This window comes from Streptomyces sp. NPDC038213 (genome assembly GCF_055600495.1).
This window is the reverse complement of record NZ_JBVJYM010000011.1, coordinates 16,086-37,448: the sequence shown is the minus strand read 5'-3', so window position 1 is coordinate 37,448 and position 21,363 is coordinate 16,086. Positions and strand designations below refer to the sequence as shown.

Genomic DNA, 21,363 nt, shown 5'->3' with positions numbered 1-21,363 from the left:
TGGAATGAGCTGTCCCGCCCCGCGGGACTAGCATGCGGAAGGACAGGGCGGGGACCGACCCCGAACTGCCCGACCGCTCTGAGGAGCGAATAACGATGTTCGAGAGGTTCACCGACCGCGCGCGGCGGGTTGTCGTCCTGGCTCAGGAAGAAGCCCGGATGCTCAACCACAACTACATCGGCACCGAGCACATCCTCCTGGGCTTGATCCACGAGGGTGAGGGTGTCGCCGCTAAGGCCCTGGAGAGCCTCGGGATTTCGCTCGAGGCCGTTCGCCAGCAGGTCGAGGAGATCATCGGCCAGGGCCAGCAGGCCCCGTCCGGCCACATCCCCTTCACCCCGCGGGCGAAGAAGGTCCTGGAGCTCTCGCTCCGCGAGGCTCTTCAGCTCGGCCACAACTACATCGGCACCGAGCACATCCTGCTCGGCCTGATCCGCGAGGGCGAGGGCGTCGCCGCCCAGGTCCTCGTGAAGCTGGGCGCCGATCTCAACCGGGTCCGGCAGCAGGTCATCCAGCTGCTCTCCGGCTACCAGGGCAAGGAGACCGCCACCGCCGGCGGCCCCGCCGAGGGCACCCCCTCGACCTCCCTCGTCCTGGACCAGTTCGGCCGCAACCTCACCCAGGCGGCCCGTGAATCCAAGCTCGACCCGGTCATCGGGCGCGAGAAGGAGATCGAGCGGGTCATGCAGGTGCTGTCCCGCCGGACCAAGAACAACCCGGTCCTCATCGGCGAGCCCGGCGTCGGCAAGACGGCCGTCGTCGAGGGCCTGGCCCAGGCCATCGTCAAGGGCGAGGTGCCCGAGACCCTCAAGGACAAGCACCTCTACACCCTCGACCTCGGCGCGCTCGTCGCCGGCTCCCGCTACCGCGGTGACTTCGAGGAGCGCCTGAAGAAGGTCCTGAAGGAGATCCGCACCCGCGGCGACATCATCCTGTTCATCGACGAGCTGCACACGCTCGTCGGCGCGGGTGCCGCCGAGGGCGCCATCGACGCGGCCTCCATCCTCAAGCCGATGCTGGCCCGCGGAGAGCTCCAGACCATCGGTGCCACCACGCTGGACGAGTACCGCAAGCACCTGGAGAAGGACGCCGCGCTGGAGCGCCGCTTCCAGCCCATCCAGGTCGCCGAGCCCTCGCTCCCGCACACCATCGAGATCCTCAAGGGTCTCCGGGACCGGTACGAGGCCCACCACCGCGTCTCCATCACGGACGAGGCCCTCGTCCAGGCGGCGACGCTCGCGGACCGCTACATCTCGGACCGCTTCCTGCCGGACAAGGCGATCGACCTGATCGACGAGGCCGGCTCCCGGATGCGCATCCGCCGGATGACCGCGCCGCCGGACCTCCGCGAGTTCGACGAGAAGATCGCCGGCGTCCGCCGCGACAAGGAGTCCGCGATCGACTCGCAGGACTTCGAGAAGGCCGCTTCCCTGCGCGACAAGGAGAAGCAGCTCCTCACCGCGAAGGCCAAGCGGGAGAAGGAGTGGAAGGCCGGCGACATGGACGTCGTCGCCGAGGTCGACGGCGACCTGATCGCCGAGGTCCTGGCCACCGCCACGGGCATCCCGGTCTTCAAGCTCACCGAGGAGGAGTCCTCCCGCCTGCTGCGCATGGAGGACGAGCTCCACAAGCGCGTCATCGGCCAGAAGGACGCCATCAAGGCGCTCTCCCAGGCGATCCGCCGTACCCGTGCGGGTCTGAAGGACCCGAAGCGCCCCGGTGGCTCGTTCATCTTCGCCGGCCCCTCGGGTGTCGGTAAGACCGAGCTCTCCAAGACGCTCGCCGAATTCCTCTTCGGTGACGAGGACGCGCTGATCTCCCTCGACATGTCGGAGTTCAGCGAGAAGCACACGGTTTCCCGCCTCTTCGGTTCGCCCCCCGGATACGTGGGCTACGAAGAGGGCGGCCAGCTGACCGAGAAGGTCCGCCGGAAGCCGTTCTCCGTCGTCCTCTTCGACGAGGTCGAGAAGGCGCACCCGGATATCTTCAATTCCCTGCTCCAGATCCTGGAAGACGGTCGCCTGACCGACTCCCAGGGCCGGGTCGTGGACTTCAAGAACACCGTCATCATCATGACGACGAACCTGGGTACGCGGGACATCTCGAAGGGCTTCAACCTGGGCTTCGCCGCCCAGGGCGACGTCAAGACGGGATACGACCGGATGAAGGCGAAGGTCAACGAGGAGCTGAAGCAGCACTTCCGCCCCGAGTTCCTGAACCGCGTCGACGACACGGTCGTCTTCCACCAGCTCTCGCAGGAAGACATCATCCAGATCGTCGACCTGATGATCGCCAAGGTGGACGAGCGCCTGAAGGACCGCGACATGGGCATCGAGCTCAGCGGTGAGGCGAAGCTGCTGCTCGCGAAGCGCGGCTACGACCCCATCCTGGGCGCCCGTCCGCTGCGCCGCACGATCCAGCGCGAGATCGAGGACATCCTCTCCGAGAAGATCCTCTTCGGTGAGCTGCGCCCCGGTCACATCGTGGTCGTCGGCACGGAGGGCGAGGGCGAGGAGGCCAAGTTCACCTTCCGCGGCGAGGAGAAGTCCGCCCTGCCGGACGTCCCGCCGATCGAGGCCACGGGCTCCGGCCCGGACCTGAGCAAGGGCGCGTAACCCTTCGGGGAGCATCGCGAAGGGGGCGGCCCCGGAACCGTACGGTTCCGGGGCCGCCCCCTTTCGCCTGCACGGGGCGTGCGGGTCAGCTGACCCACTCGGCGGCGGGGAACCGGCGCCGGAAGCGCTCGGCCAGCGCCCCCTGCTCCGCGCCCGCGTCGACCACCTTCAGGTCCTGGACGCTCGGGAGGACGACGGACTGCGGCAGGCGCTCCAGGGCGGCCGTGCACACACTGAGGCGGTCGAGCCCCTCCAGCGAGGCCACCACCTCCCATTCGGCGGGATCCTCGGGCACCCAGGCCAGCCCCAGCTCCAGGGTGCTGAGCTTGCGGTGCCGTCCCAGGTGCGGCAGCCCGTCCAGCCGCTCCTCCAGCTGCTCCAGGTCCAGGAGCCACAGGCCCTCACCCTCGAACTCGTCCAGGGACCACCCCTGGACCCGGCCGCCCAGCCCCAGGCCGTGCAGCTGGGGCAGCGTCGGCAGGATGCCGTCGAGGGACACGTCCTCGGTGTTCCTGACGATGAGCAGTTCGACGGGGAGCCCGCGCAGCCCGCCCAGGTCGCGGAGCCCGCTCCGGTAGAAGGTCAGGGTGCGCACCGGGTGCCCGTGGAGGAAGCCGGTGTCCGGAAGGTCCGTCAGCATGACGCTCAGCTCCTTGAGCGGCACGCACCGCGCGTACTCCTCCAGCGCCGGCAGGCTGATGCCGGCGGCGTGGAGCTTCCCGGCGGGCGCGAACCGCCGCAGCAGCTCCAGCTGCCGGTCGGAACGGGCGCTGACGGATCCGGCCTGCGGGCTGACGGCCGCCAGCACCTCCCGGCAGTACGCCTCGGACTCGAAGTCCCGCCACTGCTCGGTGAGCCGGTAGCGGACGGAGAACGAGGGGTGGGCGGCGAAGCGGGCCAGGAACGGCACGGCCTGCTCGGCCCTCGTCGCCCCGGCCGCGATCACCTCCAGGCGGGCCTCCTCGTCGCTCAGCCCCTCCGGTCCGCGCAGCAGGTCCAGGATCAGCGGCCCCGCCCCGCCCAGCGCCCGCGCGGCCGCCTCGTCCTTCGGCGGGATCAGCCGCCCCGCCCGCTCCTCCACCTCCTCCCGCAGCGCCGGGTCCAGCTCGGCCGCGTACTGGAGGCAGACCAGCGCCAGCAGGTCGGCCCGCTTCGAGCCGCGGCCCAGCAGGGCCCGGATGATCTCCGCCCGGTCGCGGGGGCGGCCCTGGGCCACCGCCATCCGGATGACGTCCGTCCACTGGTCGTCGTCCGCGTGCCCGGCCAGCTCCCCGAACCCGCCCTCGTCCAGGGCCGCCCGCGCCCCCAGGAAGTCCTGGAAGGTGCGGTGCACGAACTCCACCGTGTCCTCCGTCGGGGTCCGCAGCAGCCCCGTCCGCTCCCGGAAGTGCGTGTAGACGGCGGCCGCGCTCCCCAGGGCGTCGCGGGCCTCCCGTACGGCTGGCAGGGCCTCCGCGATCAGGGCCTCGGCGCGGTCCCGGTCCATCTCGGTGCGCCCGTTGCGGATCAGCCAGGACGCCAGCCGCTGGAGCAGCTGGAGCTGCGGCTCCTCCCGCAGCTCCACCGCCTGCACCCGCCGCTCCCGGTCCCGCCGGGTCAGCAGCATGGTCAGGGCCGCCGCGTACAGGTCCATCCGCCCCAGCGGCAGGAAGCCCCGCCGGTCCCGGTGCAGGGCGCAGATCAGCCCGCACATGAGCGGATTGGTGGCCAGCAGCCCCAGGTCGGCCTTGGTGCGCACGGCCTCCTTCAGCTGGGCCTCGTACCCGGCGAGCGGACCGTCCTGTTCCGCGTCCCCGGTACGGGCGGCCGCGTGCCAGCGCCCGATGAAGGCGGAGACGTTCGCGGGGGCCATGGGGGAGAGGAGGAACTCGGTGAAGGACTCCCCGCCGAGCCAGGCCTCGCGGACCGCGCCGGGCCGGGAGGTGACCAGCCAGCGGTTGCCGGGGTAGGTGTCGGCGAGGTCGGCGAGCCACTCGCGGGCGGCGGGCCGGTCGGCGGCCGGGATCTCGTCGATCCCGTCGACGAGGAGGAGTCCGCGGCCCGCGTCGAGGACCCGGCGCTCCCAGCCCGTCGGCTGCTCCCCGGCCAGGGGGCAGCCGACCGCTTCGAGGAAGCGGCGGGGCGGCGGGAGCCGTTCGCCGTGCCGGGTGAGGGTGCGCAGCGGCAGCACGAAGGGGACCCGGTCGCGCAGGTGGTCGAGGCGTTCGTCGGCGCCGGGGCGGGCGGCGGAGACGGCCAGCCACTGGATGAGGGTGGTCTTCCCGGAGCCGGCCTCGCCGCGCAGCAGCACCCGGTCGTGGCGGGCGAGGGCGAGGTCGGCGGGGCAGGGGCCGAGGGTCCCGCCGCCGAGGGTGCGGGCGAAGGCGTCGGCGGGGGAGGGCGCGGCGGCCCCCGGGGTGTGGGGTACGGCCTCCAGGGTGAGGTAGGCGGCGTCCAGGGGCCATTTCGCGGAGCCGGGGACCAGGTCGATGCCGTAGATGGTGAGGCTGCCGTGGCGGCGGGCGAGGTAGGCGCCGTACCGCGTCTCGAAGGCGGTGTCGAGGGCGTCGTGGCGGGGGAGGCGGGCCAGCAGCTCGTCGGTCCGGGCGAGCTGCTCGGCCTGGCGCCGGGTCTGGTGGACGAGGGCGGAGGCCACGTAGGGGGAGCGCTGGGTGAAGGCGTTCAGCAGGTGCGCGCAGGCGGTGTCGAGGAGCCGGTCGTAGAGGTACTGGGCGTCCTGGGGGAGCCCGGTGTGGGGGGCCTCGGAGCGGAGCCGGGCGGCGAGCCGGGCGGGGCCGAGCTCCACGGCCTCGACATCGGTCAGGGGGAGGCGGGCGAGGGCCTGGAGGGCCCGGGTGAGGGCGGCGGTGACCGCGGCGGCCTCGGCGGCGGGGAGCGGGGTCTCGCCGGGGGCCTCCAGGGCCCGTTTGACCAGGGCGGCGGCGACCCTGTGCAGGGCGGCCTCGGTGGGGGTGCGCTTCTCCTTGGGGGACAGGTGGGCCGAGAGGCGGACGGGGCCGTCCGCCTCGGCCGGTCCCGCGCCCTCCGGGCGCAGGAGCCGCGCGACCAGGGGTCCTATCACGCTCGATGCGAGCCGTACGCCGATGCCGGTGTCCACGCGCCACGAGCGTAGCGCCGGTCACACGGCGCCGTTCGGGGATCGGGGAGGCCGGCCCCGGGCCGGTGACAAGCCGCACAAGACAAAACGGACCTACTACTCATTCTCGTAGATCAAAGACAGGGTCTCGGAGGGGTGAAGGGCCTGGAGGGGCCCCGTCTGTGAGCCCGATCTCCCGGACCGGTCTACGGGTTCCGGTAGTAATCGGGCGGTTTGGGAAGTCCGAGGGGGCCGGGTTACCAAAGATGAGCCGGTCCGGCAGGAGCGCCAGACGCTTCCGCGCCGGACCGATGCATGCCCCGTGCATGTCCCCCCGCCGCCTCGTGATTGGTCCCCGCATGTCGAAGAGCGTTCGCACCGGTATCCGCCGCCCGTCCACCCTCCGCACCCGCACCGCCGTCGTGGCCGCCGGGCTCGGGGCCGTGCTGACGCTCGGCGCCGGTCACGCCTTCGCCGCCGAGGCCGCCCTCGTCCCCGCCGACGCCTCCACCGCCCTGTCCGCCCCGGCCGACCTGCTGGCCGCCCAGGCCGCCGCGCAGGCCAAGGTCGCCGACCGCCTCGCCGCCGGCGCGAAGGCGAAGGCCGTGAACGCGAAGGCCGCCGCCAAGCCGGCCTGGGCCGACCCGGTCGACCGCTACGTGCTTTCCGCGACGTACGGCAAGGGCGGCAGCATGTGGGCCCACAAGCACTCCGGCCAGGACTTCGCCGTGCCGACCGGCACCCCGGTCAAGTCCGTCCGCACCGGCACCGTGGTCAAGGCCGGCCCCAACGGCGCCGGCGACGGCCCCGCGTACGGCAACGCCATCGTGATCCGCCACGACAACAACACGTACTCCCAGTACGCCCACCTGTCGAAGATCCAGGTCCGGATCGGCCAGAAGGTCGCCACCGACCAGCAGATCGCCCTGTCCGGCAACACCGGCAACTCCAGCGGCCCGCACCTGCACTTCGAGATCCGGACCACCCCGAACTACGGCTCCGCCGTCAACCCGGCGACGTTCCTGCGCGCCGCGGGCGTCCGCCTCTGACGCGCACGCCCCTACGCCCGGCCCCCGTGGGCCCCGGTGATCAGCTCGATGGCGACCTCGAGGACGGCTTCCTGCCGGTCCTCCGGGTCGCCTTCGACGTTCTGCATGAAGAACATCCCGGCGTGCATGGTGAACAGCGCACTCACGCACCGCACCCGGTCCTTCATCGCGAAGTCCGGCTCCTGGATCAGCTGGACCAGCCCCAGCGTCCGCTCCTTGAACCGCTCGCCGATGCTCAGCTCCCGCACCGTGGCCTGGTTCTCCTGCATGAAGCGGAACAGGTCCGAGGCCCCCAGCAGGGCCGCGTGGTACCGGCGCAGGATCTCCTTCCTGGTCTCCAGCGTGCGCGGCTGTTCCGACCCCCAGGCGATCAGCTCGTCGATCGGACGGGTCTTGTCCTCGAAGATGCTGATCAGGATCTCTTCCTTGGTCTTGAAGTGGTAGTACAGCGCCGCCTTCGTGACCTCCAGCCGCTCCGCGATCTCGCGCAGCGAGGTCTTCTCGTACCCCTGCTCCGCGAAGAGTTCCAGGGCCACGTCCTGGATGCGCTGGCGGGTGTTCCCCCGCCGCTGCGGGCTGCTGCTGGACATGTCGCTCCCGTTCGAAAGAACTTACTTGACGCCCGGCTAGCTACGCGTCTACCTTCCCCAGTGTAGTGAACTAGCCGGTCGGCAAGTAAGTGTCGGGGAAGTGGGAAGAGTGAGCGTCACCGAAGCGGAAGAGCGCGCGGGCGCAGGGGAGGACGAGGCGGCGGCAGCACGGCCGCGCAGCGTGCGCGTCGTGCTGATGGCGCTCATGATCGCCATGCTCCTCGCGATGCTCGACAACATGATCATAGGTACGGCGATGCCCACCATCGTCGGTGAGCTGGGCGGACTGGCCCACCTCTCCTGGGTGGTCACCGCCTACACCCTGGCCACGGCCGCCTCCACCCCCATCTGGGGCAAGCTCGGCGACATGTACGGCCGCAAGGGCGTCTTCCTCACCTCCATCGTCATCTTCCTGATCGGCTCCGTGCTCAGCGGCATGGCCCAGGACATGGGCCAGCTCATCGGCTTCCGCGCGGTCCAGGGCCTGGGCGCGGGCGGCCTCATGGTCGGCGTCATGGCGATCATCGGCGACCTGATCCCGCCCAGGGAGCGCGGCCGCTACCAGGGCATGATGGCCGGGGTCATGGCCCTCGCCATGATCGGCGGCCCGCTCGTCGGCGGCACGATCACCGACCACCTCGGCTGGCGCTGGTCCTTCTACATCAACCTCCCGCTGGGCGCCGTCGCCCTGGCGATGGTCACGGCCGTCCTGCACCTGCCCGAGCGGCCCCCGGCCGCCCGCAGCTCCATCGACTACCTCGGCGCGGCCCTGCTGACCACGGCCATCACCTCCACCGTGCTGGTCACCACCTGGGGCGGCACCGAGTACGCCTGGGGCTCGCCCGAGGTCCTCGGACTGACCGCGCTCGGCCTGGCCTCCCTGGTCGCCTTCCTCTTCGCGGAGCGCCGCGCCGCCGACCCGGTGCTGCCGCTGCACATCTTCCGCAGCCGCAACTTCACCCTGATGTCGGTGATCGGCTTCCTCTCCGGCTTCGCCATGTTCGGCGGCGTGCTCTACCTGCCGCTGTTCCAGCAGGCCGTCCAGGGCGCCTCCGCCACCAACTCCGGGCTGCTCCTGCTGCCGCTCCTGCTGTCGATGATGGCCGTGTCCCTGATCGCGGGCCGCGTCACCACCCACAGCGGCCGGTACAAGGTCTTCCCGATCGCCGGCGGGGCCCTGATGGTCGCGGGCATGTTCCTGCTCGCGCAGATGGACACCGGCACCAGCCGCCTGGTCTCCGGCCTCTACATGGCCGTGCTCGGCGCGGGCCTCGGCTTCCTTATGCAGATCACCATGCTCGTCGCGCAGAACAGCGTCGAGATGAAGGACATGGGCGTGGCCTCCTCGGCCGCCACCCTCTTCCGCACCCTCGGCGGCTCCTTCGGCGTGGCCCTGATGGGCTCGCTGTTCACCACCCGGGTGCAGGACGCCATGGCCGACCGGCTCGGCGAGGCCGGCGCCGGGGCCACGGCGGGCTCGGCGCAGCTCGACGCGGCCAGCCTGGCCAAACTGCCCGAAGCGGTCCGCGAGGCCTACCAGCACGCGGTGGCCGTCGGCACCTCCGCCGCCTTCCTCCTCGGCGCGGCCGTGGCCGTCCTCGGCTTCGCCGCCGCCTGGTTCGTCAAGGAGGTCCCGCTCAAGGGCGCGGGCCCGCAGGACACCCCGGAACCGGCGGTCCCGGCGGCCCACTGACCGGCACGGACCGGGCCGGGTACGGCGTACAGCCCGCGCGGCGGTACGCCGTACCCGGCCCTTCCTCGTACCCGGCTCTCCCACTGCCCGGCCCGCCCGCCCTGCCGTGCCCCCGCCGTGCCGTGCCCCCGCCCCCTCCGGGCAGCCGCCCTCCCCGCGCCCCGCCCTACTCGGGCAGCCGCACGATCGGGAAGCTCCCCGTGGCCGTCGGCGCGTGCTCCGGCAGCCACAGCACCGCCACCGCACCCGCCGAGCCCCCGGCCCGCTCGACCCCGCCGGGCGCGGCCACGTTCCGGAAGGTCAGCCGGGCGCCCAGCACCCGCGCCTGGCCGGCGGCGATGGTCAGCCCCAGCCCGTGCCCGACCCCCGCCCGGTCCGAGGAACCCGTACGGAAGCGGCTCGGGCCCTCCGCGAGCAGGGCCTCGGGGAAACCGGGCCCGTGGTCGCGGACCCGCACCACCCGGCCCTCGACGTCCACCTCCACCGGCGGCTTCCCGTACCGGGCCGCATTGGCGAGCAGGTTCCCGAGGATCCGCTCCAGCCGCCGCGGGTCCGTGGAGACGATCTCCGGGGCCACCAGCCGGATCCGGGCGTCAGGCATCAGCACCGCCACCCGCCGCGAGACGAACTCGCCCAGCGCGATGTCCTGGAGCTCCGCCCGCTCCGAGGCCCCGTCCAGCCGGGCCACCTCCAGCACGTCCTCGACCAGCCCGCGCATGGCCTGCGCCCGGTCCCGGACCAGCTCCGTCGGCCGGCCCGGGGGTAGCAGCTCCGCCGCGGTCAGCAGCCCGGTGACGGGGGTGCGCAGCTCGTGCGCGATGTCCGCGGTCACCCGCCGCTCGGCCTCCAGCCGCTGCTGGAGCGCAGCCGCCATGGCGTCCACGGCCCGCGCCAGGTCGTCCGTCTCGTCGCGCACGACCCCGCCGACCGCCTCCCGCACCCGCACCTCGGTATTGCCCTGCGCCACCTTGTTCGCCGCGGCCGCCGCCTTGCGCAGCCGCCGCGAGATCTGCCCGCCGATGAGCACGCCGAGCGCCGAACCGGCGAGCACCACGGCGATCGAGCCCGCGATCAGCGCCTGGTCCAGGTCCCTCATCATGCTCGCGTTGAGCGTGAAGCTGGAGTGCAGGGACAGCACCTGGCCGTTCGCCAGCGGTACGGCCGCCCACACCTCGGGCGCCGCGTTCTCGTGCTCCTGCACGAAGGACCCGCGCCGCCCCGACCGCGCCTTGTCCCGCAGCTCCGGCGGCAGGTCGGGATCGTTGAGCTTGGCCCCCATCGGGGGCTTCTTCGCGGCCTCCGCGTTGCGCGAGATGAACTGCACCCGCTCCATCTGCACTTCGCGGGCGCTCTCCAGCATCGAGACGCGGGCCGCGTTGTGCACCACGAGGCTGAGCGCGACGGCGATCAGCGCACCCACCGCGGCAATGGCAAAACTGATCTTCCAGCGGATTCCCGTCCTGAGGGTGACCCGCCTCATCCCTTGAGCTTGTATCCGAAACCGCGGACCGTCTCGATGCGGTCCTGTCCGATCTTGGTGCGCAGGCGCTGGACGTGGACGTCCACCACACGGGTGTCGCCGCCCCAGTCGTAGTCCCAGACCCGCTCCAGCAGCCGGTCCCGCGACAGCACCGTGCCCGGGGCCGAGGAGAACTCCAGCAGCAGCCGCATCTCGGTGGGCGTGAGCGCCACCGGCGCGCCCGACTTGCGGACCTCCATGCCCTCGGTGTCGACCTCCAGGTCGCCGAAGGCCAGCACCCCGCGCTCACCCGCCGGCCCGTCCTCCGCGGCCGCGCCCTGCGCACCCGCGTGCCCGAAGCGGCGCAGGACCGCCCGGATGCGGGCCACCAGCACCGAGCCGTCGAAGGGCTTGGTGACGTAGTCGTCGGCACCGGCCTCCAGGCCGAGGACCACGTCGATCGAGTCCGCACGGGCGGACAGCATGATCACGGGTACGGTCGACTCGTCCCGGATCCGGCGGCACAGGCTGACCCCGTCCATCCCGGGCACCATCACGTCCAGCAGGGCGATGTCGGGGCGGTTGGACCGGAAGGACTCCAGGCCGGACAGGCCGTCGGGCATCGCGGTGACCCGGAACCCGTCGCGCTCCAGCGCCAGGGTCGTGGCCTCGCGGATGACGTCGTCGTCCTCCACAAACAGCACGTGCGTCTCGGCCATCGGCCCGCCTCAGTTCTTCTCCGTGACGGCCGGGGCGGGCTGGCCCCCGCCGTCGACCGCGTTGCTGTAATCCGTGTGCACCCGGTCCTGCTCGTTGAACCGCTCGCCGTTCCAGCGGTAGGTGATCACGTCCTCGCCGGACGGGTACGCGAGCGCATCGCTCTTCGCGTACACCGGCTTGGTGAGCACGAGATCGCCCCGGTCGATCTCGGCGTAGACCGGAGGCTGTTCGTCCGCGAACACATTCTCGTACCTGTCACCGATCCTGCGGTACACGTACGAGCCCACCCCGACCGCGTCGGCGCAGGACAGGACGTTCACCACGACGTCCTCGACCGAGTTCCCGGTGACCTTCCCGTAGGTCACGTCCACCGGGTACTCCTTGCCCACGCAGGGCTTCAGGTAGCGCTTGACCTCGTCGCTGACCTTCGGGTCCGCCTTCACGAGCGTCGCCCCGTCGATCTTCTCGAAGGTCCGGGTGGGCGCGGACCCGGGCGTCGGAAGGCTCTTCACCGCCTGCTCCGTCCGGGCAGGACCCTCGTCCTTCAGCCCGGCGCCCCCCGAGGAGCAGGCGACCATGAACAGCACGGAGCCGGCGAGGACCAGGGTCCCCGCCGACATCACAGTGAGAGAGCCCCTCCCGAGGCGTCTGCCGTTCAGGCCGCGCACCGCTCCCGCCCCTCGTGGTGTACGTAGTGGTCGCCGCGCTCCAGGGCCCGCATGTCGAGGTTCCGGCTCTCCAGCTCCTGGCGGAGCCGGGCCAGTGCCCGGTGCAGCGTGCTCTTCACGGTACCTGCCGACATCCCGAGCGCCTCGGCCGTCTCCTCGGTGCTCATCTGCTCCCAGTGTCGCAGCACCACGACGCTGCGCTGCTTGGGAGCCAGCACCCGGAGGACGTCCATCAGGAGGGCGCGGTCGGCGCGCTGGTCGGTGCCGTCCTCGACGCTCGCGTCGGGCAGCTGCTCCGTGGGGACCTCTTCGAGCTTGCGGGCGCGCCACCACTCGGTCCGCGTGTTGATCATGACGCGGCGCAGGTAGGCGTCGGCGAGGGACTTGTCGGCGATCCCGTCCCAGCGGCCGTACGTGCGCACGAGCGCGGTCTGCAGGAGGTCCTGGGCGTCCACCGGGTCCGGAACCAGGCGCCGGGCACTGCGCAGCAGCGCATCCTGACGGGTGCGGACGTACTCTTCGAAGTCGAGCACCTCACCGTGCGCCATCGCAGACCGCCTCCGTTCCATTGCCGCGGCTGGACCGCCGCTCATGGATTCGAAGGTACGGAGGGGTTGTCACGGGGCTGTGCGGGCCAGACATCGGGGGCCGCACGGACATCCATAGGTTGTGTAACAGCGCCTGCGGGGCGGGCCGCGCGCAGCCCGCCCCGCAGCCCGCCCCTCAGGTCATCGGCAGCCGGTACATCCCGCCCGCGAGCGGCTCCACCAGCCCGTCGGACACCAGCCCGTCCAGAGCCCGGGCCCGCTGCACCGGCTCGTCCCACACGGTGTCCAGCACCGACTGCGGTACGGCGCCCACGGCCTCCCGCAGTACGGCCAGCAGCCGGCCCCGCACCTGGCGGTCCGTACCGGCGTACGTCTGGCCGCGCCGCGGCGGCCCGTCGTGCGCGGGCTTGCCCGCCAGCCGCCAGGCGCACCGCCCGGCCACCGGGCAGCGGGCGCAGTCCGGGTTCTTGGCGGTGCACACCAGGGCCCCGAGCTCCATGGACGCGGCCGCCCAGGCGGCGGCGGTCTCCTCGTCCTCGGGCAGCAGCGCGCGGGCCAGGCGGCGCTCGGCGGCGGTGGTGGCGTTCGGCGGGTACTCCGTACCCGTGGCCACGCGGGCGAAGACCCGGCGGACGTTGGTGTCGAGGACCGCGTGCCGCTGCCCGTAGGCGAAGGAGGCCACGGCCGCCGCCGTGTACTCGCCGATGCCGGGCAGGGCCAGCAGCTGGGCGTGCACGCGGGGCACGTCGCCGCCGTGGCGCTCCGTTATGGCGACGGCCGCCCCGTGCAGCCGCAGCGCGCGGCGCGGGTAGCCGAGCCGGCCCCAGGCGCGGACCGCTTCGCCGGGCGCCTCCGCCGCCAGGTCCGCCGGCCGGGGCCAGCGGGCCAGCCACTGCTCGTACACGGGCAGCACCCGGGCCACCGGGGTCTGCTGGAGCATGAACTCGCTGACCATGACCCCCCAGGGGCCGGCCTCGGGACGCCGCCAGGGCAGGTCCCGGGCGTGTTCCCCGAACCAGGCGACGACTGTCTCGTGCAGGACGCCGGGGTCGGCGGGGACACCCGGCCCGGCGGGAGCACCGGGCCCGGGTGCCTCAGCAGCAGGCCCGGCGGGAGCGGCGGGAAGGGCAGGGATGGCAGGGATGGCAGGAATCGCAGTCATGGCCCCTGCATCCTGGCACGTTTCAGACGGCCCGCGCGGGGCCCGGACCGGTGAACCAGACCGCTCCGGCCATCCCGCTGCCGCGCACCGAGCGGACGATCGTACGGGCCGGTCCGGCCAGCGCCACCATCACCAGCGCCACCACCGAGCCGCCCAGCAGCAGGCCCATCGCCACGTCGTGCGGGTAGTGCACGCCGAGGAACACCCGGGAGAAGGCCATCAGCAGCGCGAGCGGCACGGTCAGCAGCGCGAGCCGCGGGAGGACGAAGACCAGGGCGACGGCGGCGGCGCCCGCGATCGCCGAGTGGTTGCTCGGGAAGGACCAGTCGCCGTGCGGCGGGCACTCGGCTATGGAGGGCAGGGCCCCGGCCACCGCCCGGCACGGACGCTCCTCCTGGAGCACCGACTTGGCCCCTTCGGAGACGACGTAGGCGACGGCCGTGGCGAGGGGGGCGAGGAGGGCCAGGGCGACCGCCCCGTCGCCCAGCCGCCGGGCCCGCCACCACAGGACCACGAACAGGGCGCCGAAGAGCAGGATTCCGGCCTCGGTCCCCACTTCGACGAAACCGTGCACCCAGCCCGGTGTGGAGCGGGCGAACTCGGTGACGTCGAGATACAGGTCGGAGGTGTCCATCCGAGAGACAATACGTAAAACTGGGTAATGGTGTGATCAAAGTCTTGGCGAAATACCTTCGCTCGGCCGGGTGATCGGCTACGACGGCGGGACGGCACCTCCCGTCCCGGCAGGATGATGATCGCCAAAACACGCCCCCTGTACGGCGGGTGGCGCCGGATCGCCGCCCGATCTCTCGTACAGTTCGCTTCGTGGGATCTCTGCGCAATCCGGTCGGACCGCTCCCCTCCACCATCTACTGGCGCCGGAGGGCCGTCCTCGCGTCCGTCGTGGCGCTCCTCGCCCTGCTCGCCGTATGGGTCGTCACCTCCACCGGGGGCAGCGGCAGTACGGACGCCAAGGGCCCCGGCCAGGGCCCCGGCTCCACGGGCTCCATCGGCCCCGGCCCCAGCCCCTCCGGCTCCGCGATCACCCAATACCCGGGCGGACGCGACGAACCGGGCGGCAGCGGCTCCGGAGGCTCGTCCGGTACGGGCGGCTCCGGCGGCCAGGGCGGTACGGACTCCGGCACGGGCGCCGGTACCGACGCGGGCACCACGGCCGGCGCCGGCAAGAACGGCGAACCCGGCGGCGCCCCCGCGGGCGGACCCGACGGCGGCAGCCGCCTCCCCGCGGACTCCCCGGTCCCCAACTGCGCACCCGGCGTGGTCGCCTGGCGCATCGAGAGCGCCAAGAACGACTACGAGCTCACCGACCTGCCCCGGCTGTCCCTCGTCGCGGTCAACAACTCCGTCAGCACCTGCAAGATGGACCTCGGCCCGCGCAACGCCGTCGTCACCATCACCCGGGCCGGCGCCGACAAGCCGCTGTGGAACTCGTCCGACTGCCCGGCCGGATCCGGCACGCTCTTCTACCGCGTCCCCGCCAAGTCCTCGGTGACCCACACCCTCGAATGGAACCGCAAGGGCAGCGACGCCACCCGCTGCGCCGCCCCGCCCACCGGCGCGGCAGCCCCCGGCACGTACATCGTCGAGGCCAAGGCCCCCGGCATGAAGGACCTCACCCTGTCCTTCCGCCTCGAGAAGGACTGAACCCGCCGCAACCCGGACGGAGTTCCGGCGGGCCGCGTCCTGGAGGCTCCAGACGTACTAGACGTACCGCTCCAGGATCGAGGACTCGGCGAGCCGCGAAAGGCCCTCGCGCACGCTGCGGGCCCGCGCCTCGCCGACCCCGTCCACGGTCTGGAGGTCGTCCACGCTCGCCGCGAGCAGCTTCTGCAGACCGCCGAAGTGCTCCACGAGCCGCTCGATGATCGCCCCCGGCAGCCGCGGCACCTTCGCCAGCAGCCGGTACCCCCGCGGCGACACCGCCGAGTCGAGGGTCTCGGGGGAGCCCGTGTACCCCAGCGCCCGCGCCACGATGGGCAGTTCGAGCAGCTCCGCGTGCGTCAGCGAATCCAGCTCCGCCAGCGCCTCCTCGACCGTGCGCGAACGGCGCGCCGTCGGCTCCGGCACGTAGTCGCGGATCACCAGCTCCCGTTCCGCCTCGATGCCGACCGTCAGCTCGTCCAGCTGGAGCGAGAGCAGCCGGCCGTCCGTACCCAGCTCCACCACGTACTCGGCGATCTCGGTCGCGATCCGGCGGACCATCTCCAGCCGCTGCGCCACCGCCGTCACATCGCGGACCGTCACCAGGTCCTCGATCTCCAGCGCCGACAGCGTGCCCGCGACCTCGTCCAGGCGCAGCTTGTACCGCTCCAGCGTGGCCAGCGCCTGGTTCGCCCGGGACAGGATCGCCCCGGACTCCTCCAGGACCCGCCGCTCCCCGTCCACGTACAGCGCGATCAGGCGCATCGACTGCGAGACGGAGACCACCGGGAACCCGCACTGCTTGGAGACCCGGTCGGCGGTGCGGTGCCGCGTACCGGTCTCCTCGGTCGGGATCGACGCGTCCGGGACCAGCTGCACGCCGGCCCGCAGGATCTTCGTGATGTCCTTGTCGAGGATCAGCGCGCCGTCGAGCTTGCACAGCTCCCGCAGCCGCGTGGCAGTGAACTCCACGTCCAGGACGAAGCCGCCCGTGCACATGGACTCCACTGCCTTGTCCATGCCGAGGACGATCAGTCCACCGGTATTGCCGCGGACGATCCGCTCAAGCCCGTCGCGCAGGGGCTGACCAGGGGCTACGGCACTCAGCGAGGCGCGCATCAGCGCCTCGTGCTTGGAGCTCGCGCCGGACTTCCCGGATGCTGCTGCCCCGTCCTTGGCTGCCACTGCACTCCTCCGGTCGCGGGTTTCGCCGCCGGCACCGGGGGCACCAGGGCGTGCGTATGGGCGGGCGGACCAGCACAAAGTCTACCGGCGACCACCGCACCCCCGTGGGGAGTACCGCGGTCCGCCCCGCGCACACCCCCCCGCCGGCCCCGCTCCCCGCCCGATTCGTCCCCTCTCTTCTACTCCTCGGCGTCGGCCGCGGGCTTGCCGCGGGCCGGGCGGCGGGGCAGTACCCGCAGCGCATCCCCGATGTCCGCCACCTCGAGCACCTTCATGCCCGCCGGCACCTTCCCGGGATCGCCCGGGACCAGCGCGTGCGTGAAGCCCAGCCGGTGGGCCTCCGCCAGCCGCCGCTGCACGCCCGTCACCCGCCGCACCTCGCCCGCGAGGCCCACCTCGCCGATCGCGACCAGGTTCTTCGGCAGGGGGGTGTCGCTCGCCGCCGAGGCCAGCGCCAGTGCGACGGCGAGGTCGGCGGCCGGCTCGGACAGCTTCACCCCGCCGACCGTGGCGCTGTAGATGTCCCGCTTGCCCAGCGCGCTGATCCTGCCGCGCTGCTCCAGCACCGCCAGCATCATCGACACCCGGGAGGTCTCCAGGCCCGAGGTCGTCCGCCGGGGGGAGGGGATCTGCGAGTCCACCGTCAGCGCCTGCACCTCCGCCACCAGCGGCCGCCGGCCCTCCAGCGTCACCGTCAGACACGTACCCGGAACCGGCTCCGCCCGGCGGGTCAGGAACAGCCCGCTCGGATCCGCGAGACCCGTGATCCCCTCGTCGTGCAGCTCGAAGCAGCCCACCTCGTCCGTGGCCCCGTACCGGTTCTTCACCCCGCGGACCAGCCGGAGGCGGGCGTGCCGGTCGCCCTCGAAGTGCAGCACCACGTCCACCAGGTGCTCCAGGAGCCGCGGGCCCGCGATCGCCCCGTCCTTCGTCACGTGCCCCACCAGCAGCGTGGACATCCCCCGCTCCTTGGAGGCCCGGATCAGGGCCCCCGCCACCTCGCGCACCTGCGCCATGCCGCCCGGGGCGCCGTCGATCTCCGGGGAGGCCACCGTCTGCACCGAGTCCAGGACCAGCAGCGAGGGCTTCACCGCGTCGAGGTGGCCCAGGACCACCGACAGGTCCGTCTCCGCCGCCAGGTAGAGGTGGTCGCTGAGCGCGTTGATCCGGTCGGCCCGCAGCCGCACCTGGCTCGCGGACTCCTCGCCCGTCACGTACAGGGTGCGGTGCGCGTCGCTGGCCGCCTTGGCCGCCACGTCCAGCAGCAGGGTCGACTTGCCGACGCCCGGCTCACCCGCGAGCAGCACCACGGCCCCCGGCACCAGCCCCCCGCCGAGTACGCGGTCCAGCTCGTCCACCCCCGTGGACCGCGCGGTCGCCTGCCGGCCGTCCACCTGGGCGATCGGCACGGCGGCCGAGGAGACCCGGCCGGCGGCGGTGGTGCGCACGGCGACCACGCCCTGCTCCTCCACCGTCCCCCAGGCCTGGCACTCGGGACAGCGGCCGAGCCACTTGGCCGTGGTCCAGCCGCACTCGGAGCAGCGGTAGGACGGCCGGTCCTTGGCGGATGAACGGGATGTACGAGCAGCCATCCCGCCACGGTAACGGCCCCCACCGACAACACCCCTACCGCACCCGGGTCCCCGGGGCTCCGCCCCGGACCCCGCGCCTCAAACTCCCCCGGACTTCGTCCGGGGGGACCCCCTGGCGGGGCTGGATGTGGTCCTGCGCCGCGGGAAAGCCACCCGCCGTCCAGTGCACCGAAACCCGGCGGGTCCGAGCCCGGACGGTGCCCGACCTCTGGGCGTACCCAGGCCCGAACTGGTCCCGGCCCCGGGAGTACCCAGACCCGACCCCGGGTGCGGGGAGCAACTCCAGCCCGCGCGGCGTTTGAGCGCTCAGCGCGGAGCGGGCGGTACGGGGTCCGGGGCGGAGCCCCGGGAAACGGTGAAAGGGCGGGGTGGTGGAGACCCCGAAGGGCCGCCCCGGCCCAGGACCTCGCTCACCCCGAAGGGAACCGCCCCGCAGACGCCCTGGCCGGTTGCCGTCAACGACCCCTGTCCGGTTTTGTGCGATCTGTTCACCCGTAAGGATTAAAACTGCCAAAGGCTTCCGGGCCCCCGCCCACCCGGCCCCTACGGTCACCGAGTGACAAGCAGCAGCCAAGGGCACCCCGCGCCGACCCCCGGCGCACACCGGGCGCACGGGCATGCGCCCCGCGCGGCGGACCAGCCGCCCCCCTCCCGCCACGAGCCGCACCTGGACGGCCTGTTCACGTACTGCCTGTCCGTGCTGTGCGACCACGAGACCGCCACCGAAGCACTGGCCGACGTACTCGCCGTGGCGGAACGCCACTCCGGCCGCTGCCCCGAGGACACCGGCGGCCACCGGGCCTGGCTCTACGCCCTCGCCCGCTGGTCCTGCCTGCGCCGGCTCGCGGAACAGCGCCGCCCCCGCTCCACCACGGGCGCCCCGGGGGCGCATGCCGCCCGGCGTGCGCCGGAGCACACCCGGGAGCACACCCGCCGGCACGGCGGCGACCCGCTACCCGCACCCGTACCGGACCGCGACCACGGCCAGGACCACGACCACGCCCCCGCAATCCGCCAAGCCGAACTCGCCCGCCTCGCGTGGCCCGAAGCCGCCGGCACCACCCCCGAACAGCGCGAGGCCCTGGAACTGGCCGTCCGCCACCGCCTGGCCGTGGCCGAGCTCGCCCCCGTCCTCGGCCTCAGCCCCGCCGCCGCCCGCGAACTCCTCGCCGGCGCCGCCTGCGAGGTCGAGCGCACCCGCGCCGCCCTCGCCGTCGTGGAAACCGGCAGCTGCCCCCAGGTCTCCCGGCTCGCCGGCGACAGCCGCGTCCTGCTCTCCACCGCCCTGCGCGCCGAACTCGTCCGGCACGTGGACGACTGCCCCCGCTGCCGCCGCGTCGCCGAACGCGTCGGCGCCGGCGGCCCCTGGCCCGGCTCCGGCGGCCTCAGCACCACCGCGCTCCCGCTGGTCACCGCCCCCCGGTCCGCCGTCCACCTGGCCCGGCTCCGCATCCCCCGCGCCCGCAGCGCGGGCCCCCGCTTCGACCGCACCGGCTTCCCCACCGACCCCCGCGACCGCGCCGCGCGCCGCGACCGCATCCGGGCCCGCGCCGTCACCACCACCGTGGTCGCCACCGTCGTCGCCGCGCCCGTCCTGGCCCTCTGGGCCGCGTACCGCGGAGCCCCCGTCACCGGCGAGAGCAGTCCCGGCGGCACCCGGATCTCCGCCAGCGACAGCGACGAGCAGACCCGGGCGGCCGGCGGCCCGTACGAGGCCTACGAGAACGCGGGCAACGCCCGCATCCGCCCCGAGGCCCGGTTCACCACGGGCGGCACGGGACCCGACGTGTCCGTGGAGGTCGTCAGCCCCGGCGCCCCCGCCCAGCCCACCACCCCCGGCAGCCGCGGCCCCGGCCGGCTCACCGTCGACGCCCACTCCAGCGGCGCGACCACGGTCATCGTCCTCACCGCCTCCGGCGGCGCCCCGGTGGCCTGGCACCTGTGGTCGGACGCGGCCTGGCTCTGGGCGAGCCAGAGTTCGGGCGAACTGGCGCCCGGCGAAACGTTCAGCGTACGGATCACCGTCGACCGCAACACCGAACCGGCCGGCCCCTGGACCGCCCGCATCGGCGTCGACCCCGGCGGCGCAGTGATCTCCGTATCGGGCCGCGGAGCCACCCGCCCGAGCACCGGCCCCTCCACCCCCGCCCCGACCCCGACCCGCCCCCAGGAACCCGCCCCGACCCCCACACCCACCCCGACGCCGACCCCCACCCCCACGCCGACCCCCACGGAAACCACCGAGCCGACCCCCACACCGCCCGCCGAGACCCCCACGTCCGAGCCGACGGAGGGTGAAGGAACGGTTGCCCCGGGCGGCTGAGGCGGGTGATACCCAGTGCAACGCAGGGGGTGGGCCCGATCACGGGCCCACCCCCTGGCGCGTCACGACTCCCGGCCGGTCCTCAGCCCGCCGGATCCACCGCATCCGCCGGATCCGCCGGATGCGGAGCCATCGGCAGCAGCGAGGACAGCCGCTGCTCGCACAGCTCGACCAGCTTCCCGTACCCCTCCTTGCCCATCAGCTCCGTCAGCTCGGCCCGGTACGACACGTACACCGGATCGCCCGCCCCGTGCGCCGAGGTCGCCGACGTGCACCACCAGTGCAGGTCGTGCCCGCCCGGACCCCAGCCCCGCCGGTCGTACTCGCCGATCGACACCTGCAGCACCCGGGTGTCGTCCGGCCGGTCGATCCAGTCGTACGTACGCCGGATCGGCAGCTGCCAGCACACGTCCGGCTTCGTCTCCAGCGGCTCGCGGCCCTCCCGGAGCGCCAGGATGTGCAGGGAGCAGCCCGCACCGCCCGGGAAGCCGGGACGGTTCTGGAAGATGCACGAGCCCTCCCAGCGGCGGGTCTGCCGCTCCCCGTCCTCGTCCTTCTGCACCCAGCCCGTACTGCTGCCGACGTCGTGGAACTGCCACAGCTCCGGGGTCAGCCGCGCCACGTGCCCGGCCACGCGCTTCTCGTCGTCCTCGTCGGAGAAGTGGGCCCCCAGCGTGCAGCAGCCGTCGGCCGCCCGGCCCTCCCGGATGCCCTGGCAGCCGCTGCCGAAGATGCAGGTCCAGCGGGAGGTCAGCCAGGTCAGGTCGCAGCGGAAGACCTGCTCCCGGTCGGCCGGGTCCGGGAACTCCACCCACGCGCGGGCGAAGTCGATGCCCACCTCGTCGGCACGGACGGACTTGCCGCCGCCCTTGCCGGACTTGGCCGACTTCACAGACTTGGCGGGCTTGGCCGGCTTGGCGGACTCGGTGGGCCTGGCCGGTTTCGGCTCCTTGCCCTTCTTCGTATTTGGCACATCCCAAGCCTAAGCGGGGCTTACTCCATCCGTACCGCATCCGAACCG

16 protein-coding genes are annotated in these 21,363 nt (G+C 73.0%); 5 read left to right on the top strand and 11 right to left on the bottom strand.

All coding sequences use genetic code 11. From position 1 onward, the window contains the following. The first annotated feature begins 95 nt into the window (after positions 1-95). Entirely contained in the window at positions 96-2,615 is a 2,520-nt protein-coding gene (locus ACZ7JZ_RS17860) for an ATP-dependent Clp protease ATP-binding subunit (RefSeq protein WP_470939848.1), read from the top strand. An 85-nt stretch (positions 2,616-2,700) separates the two neighbouring features. Here the strand turns inward: ACZ7JZ_RS17860 and ACZ7JZ_RS17855 are convergent, their stop codons facing one another. After that, positions 2,701-5,712, bottom strand: coding sequence for an NACHT domain-containing protein (locus tag ACZ7JZ_RS17855; protein WP_470939845.1), 3,012 nt, complete (start codon positions 5,710-5,712; stop codon positions 2,701-2,703). A gap of 338 nt (positions 5,713-6,050) precedes the next feature. Here ACZ7JZ_RS17855 and ACZ7JZ_RS17850 point away from each other — a divergent pair, with 338 nt between their 5' ends. Next, positions 6,051-6,740, top strand: coding sequence for a M23 family metallopeptidase (locus ACZ7JZ_RS17850; RefSeq protein WP_470939842.1), 690 nt, complete (start codon positions 6,051-6,053; stop codon positions 6,738-6,740). A gap of 11 nt (positions 6,741-6,751) precedes the next feature. Here ACZ7JZ_RS17850 and ACZ7JZ_RS17845 read toward each other — a convergent pair whose 3' ends face one another. Continuing rightward, positions 6,752-7,330 (bottom strand): TetR/AcrR family transcriptional regulator, encoded by a 579-nt coding sequence (locus ACZ7JZ_RS17845; RefSeq protein WP_470939839.1) that lies wholly within the window; start codon positions 7,328-7,330, stop codon positions 6,752-6,754. Positions 7,331-7,526: 196 nt separating this feature from the next. On the opposite strand from ACZ7JZ_RS17845, the gene ACZ7JZ_RS17840 reads away from it, so the two are divergent. Next, on the top strand, positions 7,527-9,023 hold the full coding sequence (locus ACZ7JZ_RS17840) for an MDR family MFS transporter (protein WP_470940255.1): 1,497 nt from the start codon (positions 7,527-7,529) through the stop codon (positions 9,021-9,023). A gap of 166 nt (positions 9,024-9,189) precedes the next feature. Here ACZ7JZ_RS17840 and cseC read toward each other — a convergent pair whose 3' ends face one another. The 6 genes from cseC to ACZ7JZ_RS17810 all read right to left on the bottom strand — a co-directional run bounded on the left by cseC (position 9,190) and on the right by ACZ7JZ_RS17810 (position 14,214). Further along, positions 9,190-10,503, bottom strand: a complete 1,314-nt coding sequence (gene cseC, locus ACZ7JZ_RS17835; RefSeq protein ID WP_470939836.1) for a two-component system sensor histidine kinase CseC — start codon at positions 10,501-10,503, stop codon at positions 9,190-9,192. Next, entirely contained in the window at positions 10,500-11,201 is a 702-nt protein-coding gene (cseB, locus tag ACZ7JZ_RS17830) for a two-component system response regulator CseB (protein ID WP_470939833.1), read from the bottom strand. The genes cseC and cseB overlap by 4 nt, the downstream gene beginning before the upstream one ends. Positions 11,202-11,210: 9 nt before the next feature. Continuing rightward, entirely contained in the window at positions 11,211-11,822 is a 612-nt protein-coding gene (locus tag ACZ7JZ_RS17825; protein WP_470939830.1) for a hypothetical protein, read from the bottom strand. A gap of 35 nt (positions 11,823-11,857) precedes the next feature. Further along, positions 11,858-12,418 carry a SigE family RNA polymerase sigma factor gene (locus ACZ7JZ_RS17820; RefSeq protein ID WP_470939827.1) on the bottom strand — a complete coding sequence of 187 codons (561 nt, stop codon included), beginning with the start codon at positions 12,416-12,418 and terminating at the stop codon, positions 11,858-11,860. Positions 12,419-12,593: 175 nt separating this feature from the next. Next, on the bottom strand, positions 12,594-13,580 hold the full coding sequence (locus ACZ7JZ_RS17815; RefSeq protein WP_470939824.1) for an HhH-GPD family protein: 987 nt from the start codon (positions 13,578-13,580) through the stop codon (positions 12,594-12,596). A gap of 22 nt (positions 13,581-13,602) precedes the next feature. Then, positions 13,603-14,214, bottom strand: coding sequence for a phosphatase PAP2 family protein (locus ACZ7JZ_RS17810; RefSeq protein ID WP_470939821.1), 612 nt, complete (start codon positions 14,212-14,214; stop codon positions 13,603-13,605). 191 nt (positions 14,215-14,405) lie between these two features. Here ACZ7JZ_RS17810 and ACZ7JZ_RS17805 point away from each other — a divergent pair, with 191 nt between their 5' ends. Continuing rightward, the gene (locus ACZ7JZ_RS17805) at positions 14,406-15,245 is read left to right on the top strand and encodes a hypothetical protein (RefSeq protein WP_470939818.1); all 840 of its coding nucleotides are present in this window, start codon (positions 14,406-14,408) and stop codon (positions 15,243-15,245) included. Positions 15,246-15,302: 57 nt separating this feature from the next. Here ACZ7JZ_RS17805 and disA read toward each other — a convergent pair whose 3' ends face one another. Together disA and radA are read right to left on the bottom strand one after the other, a co-directional pair. Continuing rightward, positions 15,303-16,427, bottom strand: a complete 1,125-nt coding sequence (gene disA / locus ACZ7JZ_RS17800) for a DNA integrity scanning diadenylate cyclase DisA (RefSeq protein ID WP_470939814.1) — start codon at positions 16,425-16,427, stop codon at positions 15,303-15,305. Between the two features lie 179 nt (positions 16,428-16,606). Next, complete coding sequence (gene radA, locus ACZ7JZ_RS17795) at positions 16,607-18,019, bottom strand: DNA repair protein RadA (RefSeq protein ID WP_470939811.1); 1,413 nt, start codon at positions 18,017-18,019, stop codon at positions 16,607-16,609. Between the two features lie 556 nt (positions 18,020-18,575). Between radA and ACZ7JZ_RS17790 the strand changes: the two genes are divergently transcribed. Further along, entirely contained in the window at positions 18,576-20,342 is a 1,767-nt protein-coding gene (locus ACZ7JZ_RS17790; RefSeq protein WP_470939808.1) for a BACON domain-containing protein, read from the top strand. A gap of 82 nt (positions 20,343-20,424) precedes the next feature. Here the strand turns inward: ACZ7JZ_RS17790 and ACZ7JZ_RS17785 are convergent, their stop codons facing one another. Continuing rightward, positions 20,425-21,315 (bottom strand): DUF3109 family protein, encoded by an 891-nt coding sequence (locus ACZ7JZ_RS17785; protein WP_470939805.1) that lies wholly within the window; start codon positions 21,313-21,315, stop codon positions 20,425-20,427. Positions 21,316-21,363 lie beyond the last annotated feature (48 nt).

Excerpts from the sequence above, each read along its gene's own strand:
- cseB (WP_470939833.1), bottom strand. The coding sequence starts at position 11,201 with ATGGCCGAGACGCACGTGCTGTTTGTGGAGGACGACGACGTCATCCGC.
- ACZ7JZ_RS17840 (WP_470940255.1), top strand. The coding sequence starts at position 7,527 with ATGGCGCTCATGATCGCCATGCTCCTCGCGATGCTCGACAACATGATC.
- ACZ7JZ_RS17845 (WP_470939839.1), bottom strand. The coding sequence starts at position 7,330 with ATGTCCAGCAGCAGCCCGCAGCGGCGGGGGAACACCCGCCAGCGCATC.
- ACZ7JZ_RS17825 (WP_470939830.1), bottom strand. The coding sequence starts at position 11,822 with ATGTCGGCGGGGACCCTGGTCCTCGCCGGCTCCGTGCTGTTCATGGTC.
- cseC (WP_470939836.1), bottom strand. The coding sequence starts at position 10,503 with ATGAGGCGGGTCACCCTCAGGACGGGAATCCGCTGGAAGATCAGTTTT.
- ACZ7JZ_RS17860 (WP_470939848.1), top strand. The coding sequence starts at position 96 with ATGTTCGAGAGGTTCACCGACCGCGCGCGGCGGGTTGTCGTCCTGGCT.
- ACZ7JZ_RS17810 (WP_470939821.1), bottom strand. The coding sequence starts at position 14,214 with ATGGACACCTCCGACCTGTATCTCGACGTCACCGAGTTCGCCCGCTCC.
- ACZ7JZ_RS17820 (WP_470939827.1), bottom strand. The coding sequence starts at position 12,418 with ATGGCGCACGGTGAGGTGCTCGACTTCGAAGAGTACGTCCGCACCCGT.
- radA (WP_470939811.1), bottom strand. The coding sequence starts at position 18,019 with ATGGCTGCTCGTACATCCCGTTCATCCGCCAAGGACCGGCCGTCCTAC.
- ACZ7JZ_RS17850 (WP_470939842.1), top strand. The coding sequence starts at position 6,051 with ATGTCGAAGAGCGTTCGCACCGGTATCCGCCGCCCGTCCACCCTCCGC.
- ACZ7JZ_RS17815 (WP_470939824.1), bottom strand. The coding sequence starts at position 13,580 with ATGACTGCGATTCCTGCCATCCCTGCCATCCCTGCCCTTCCCGCCGCT.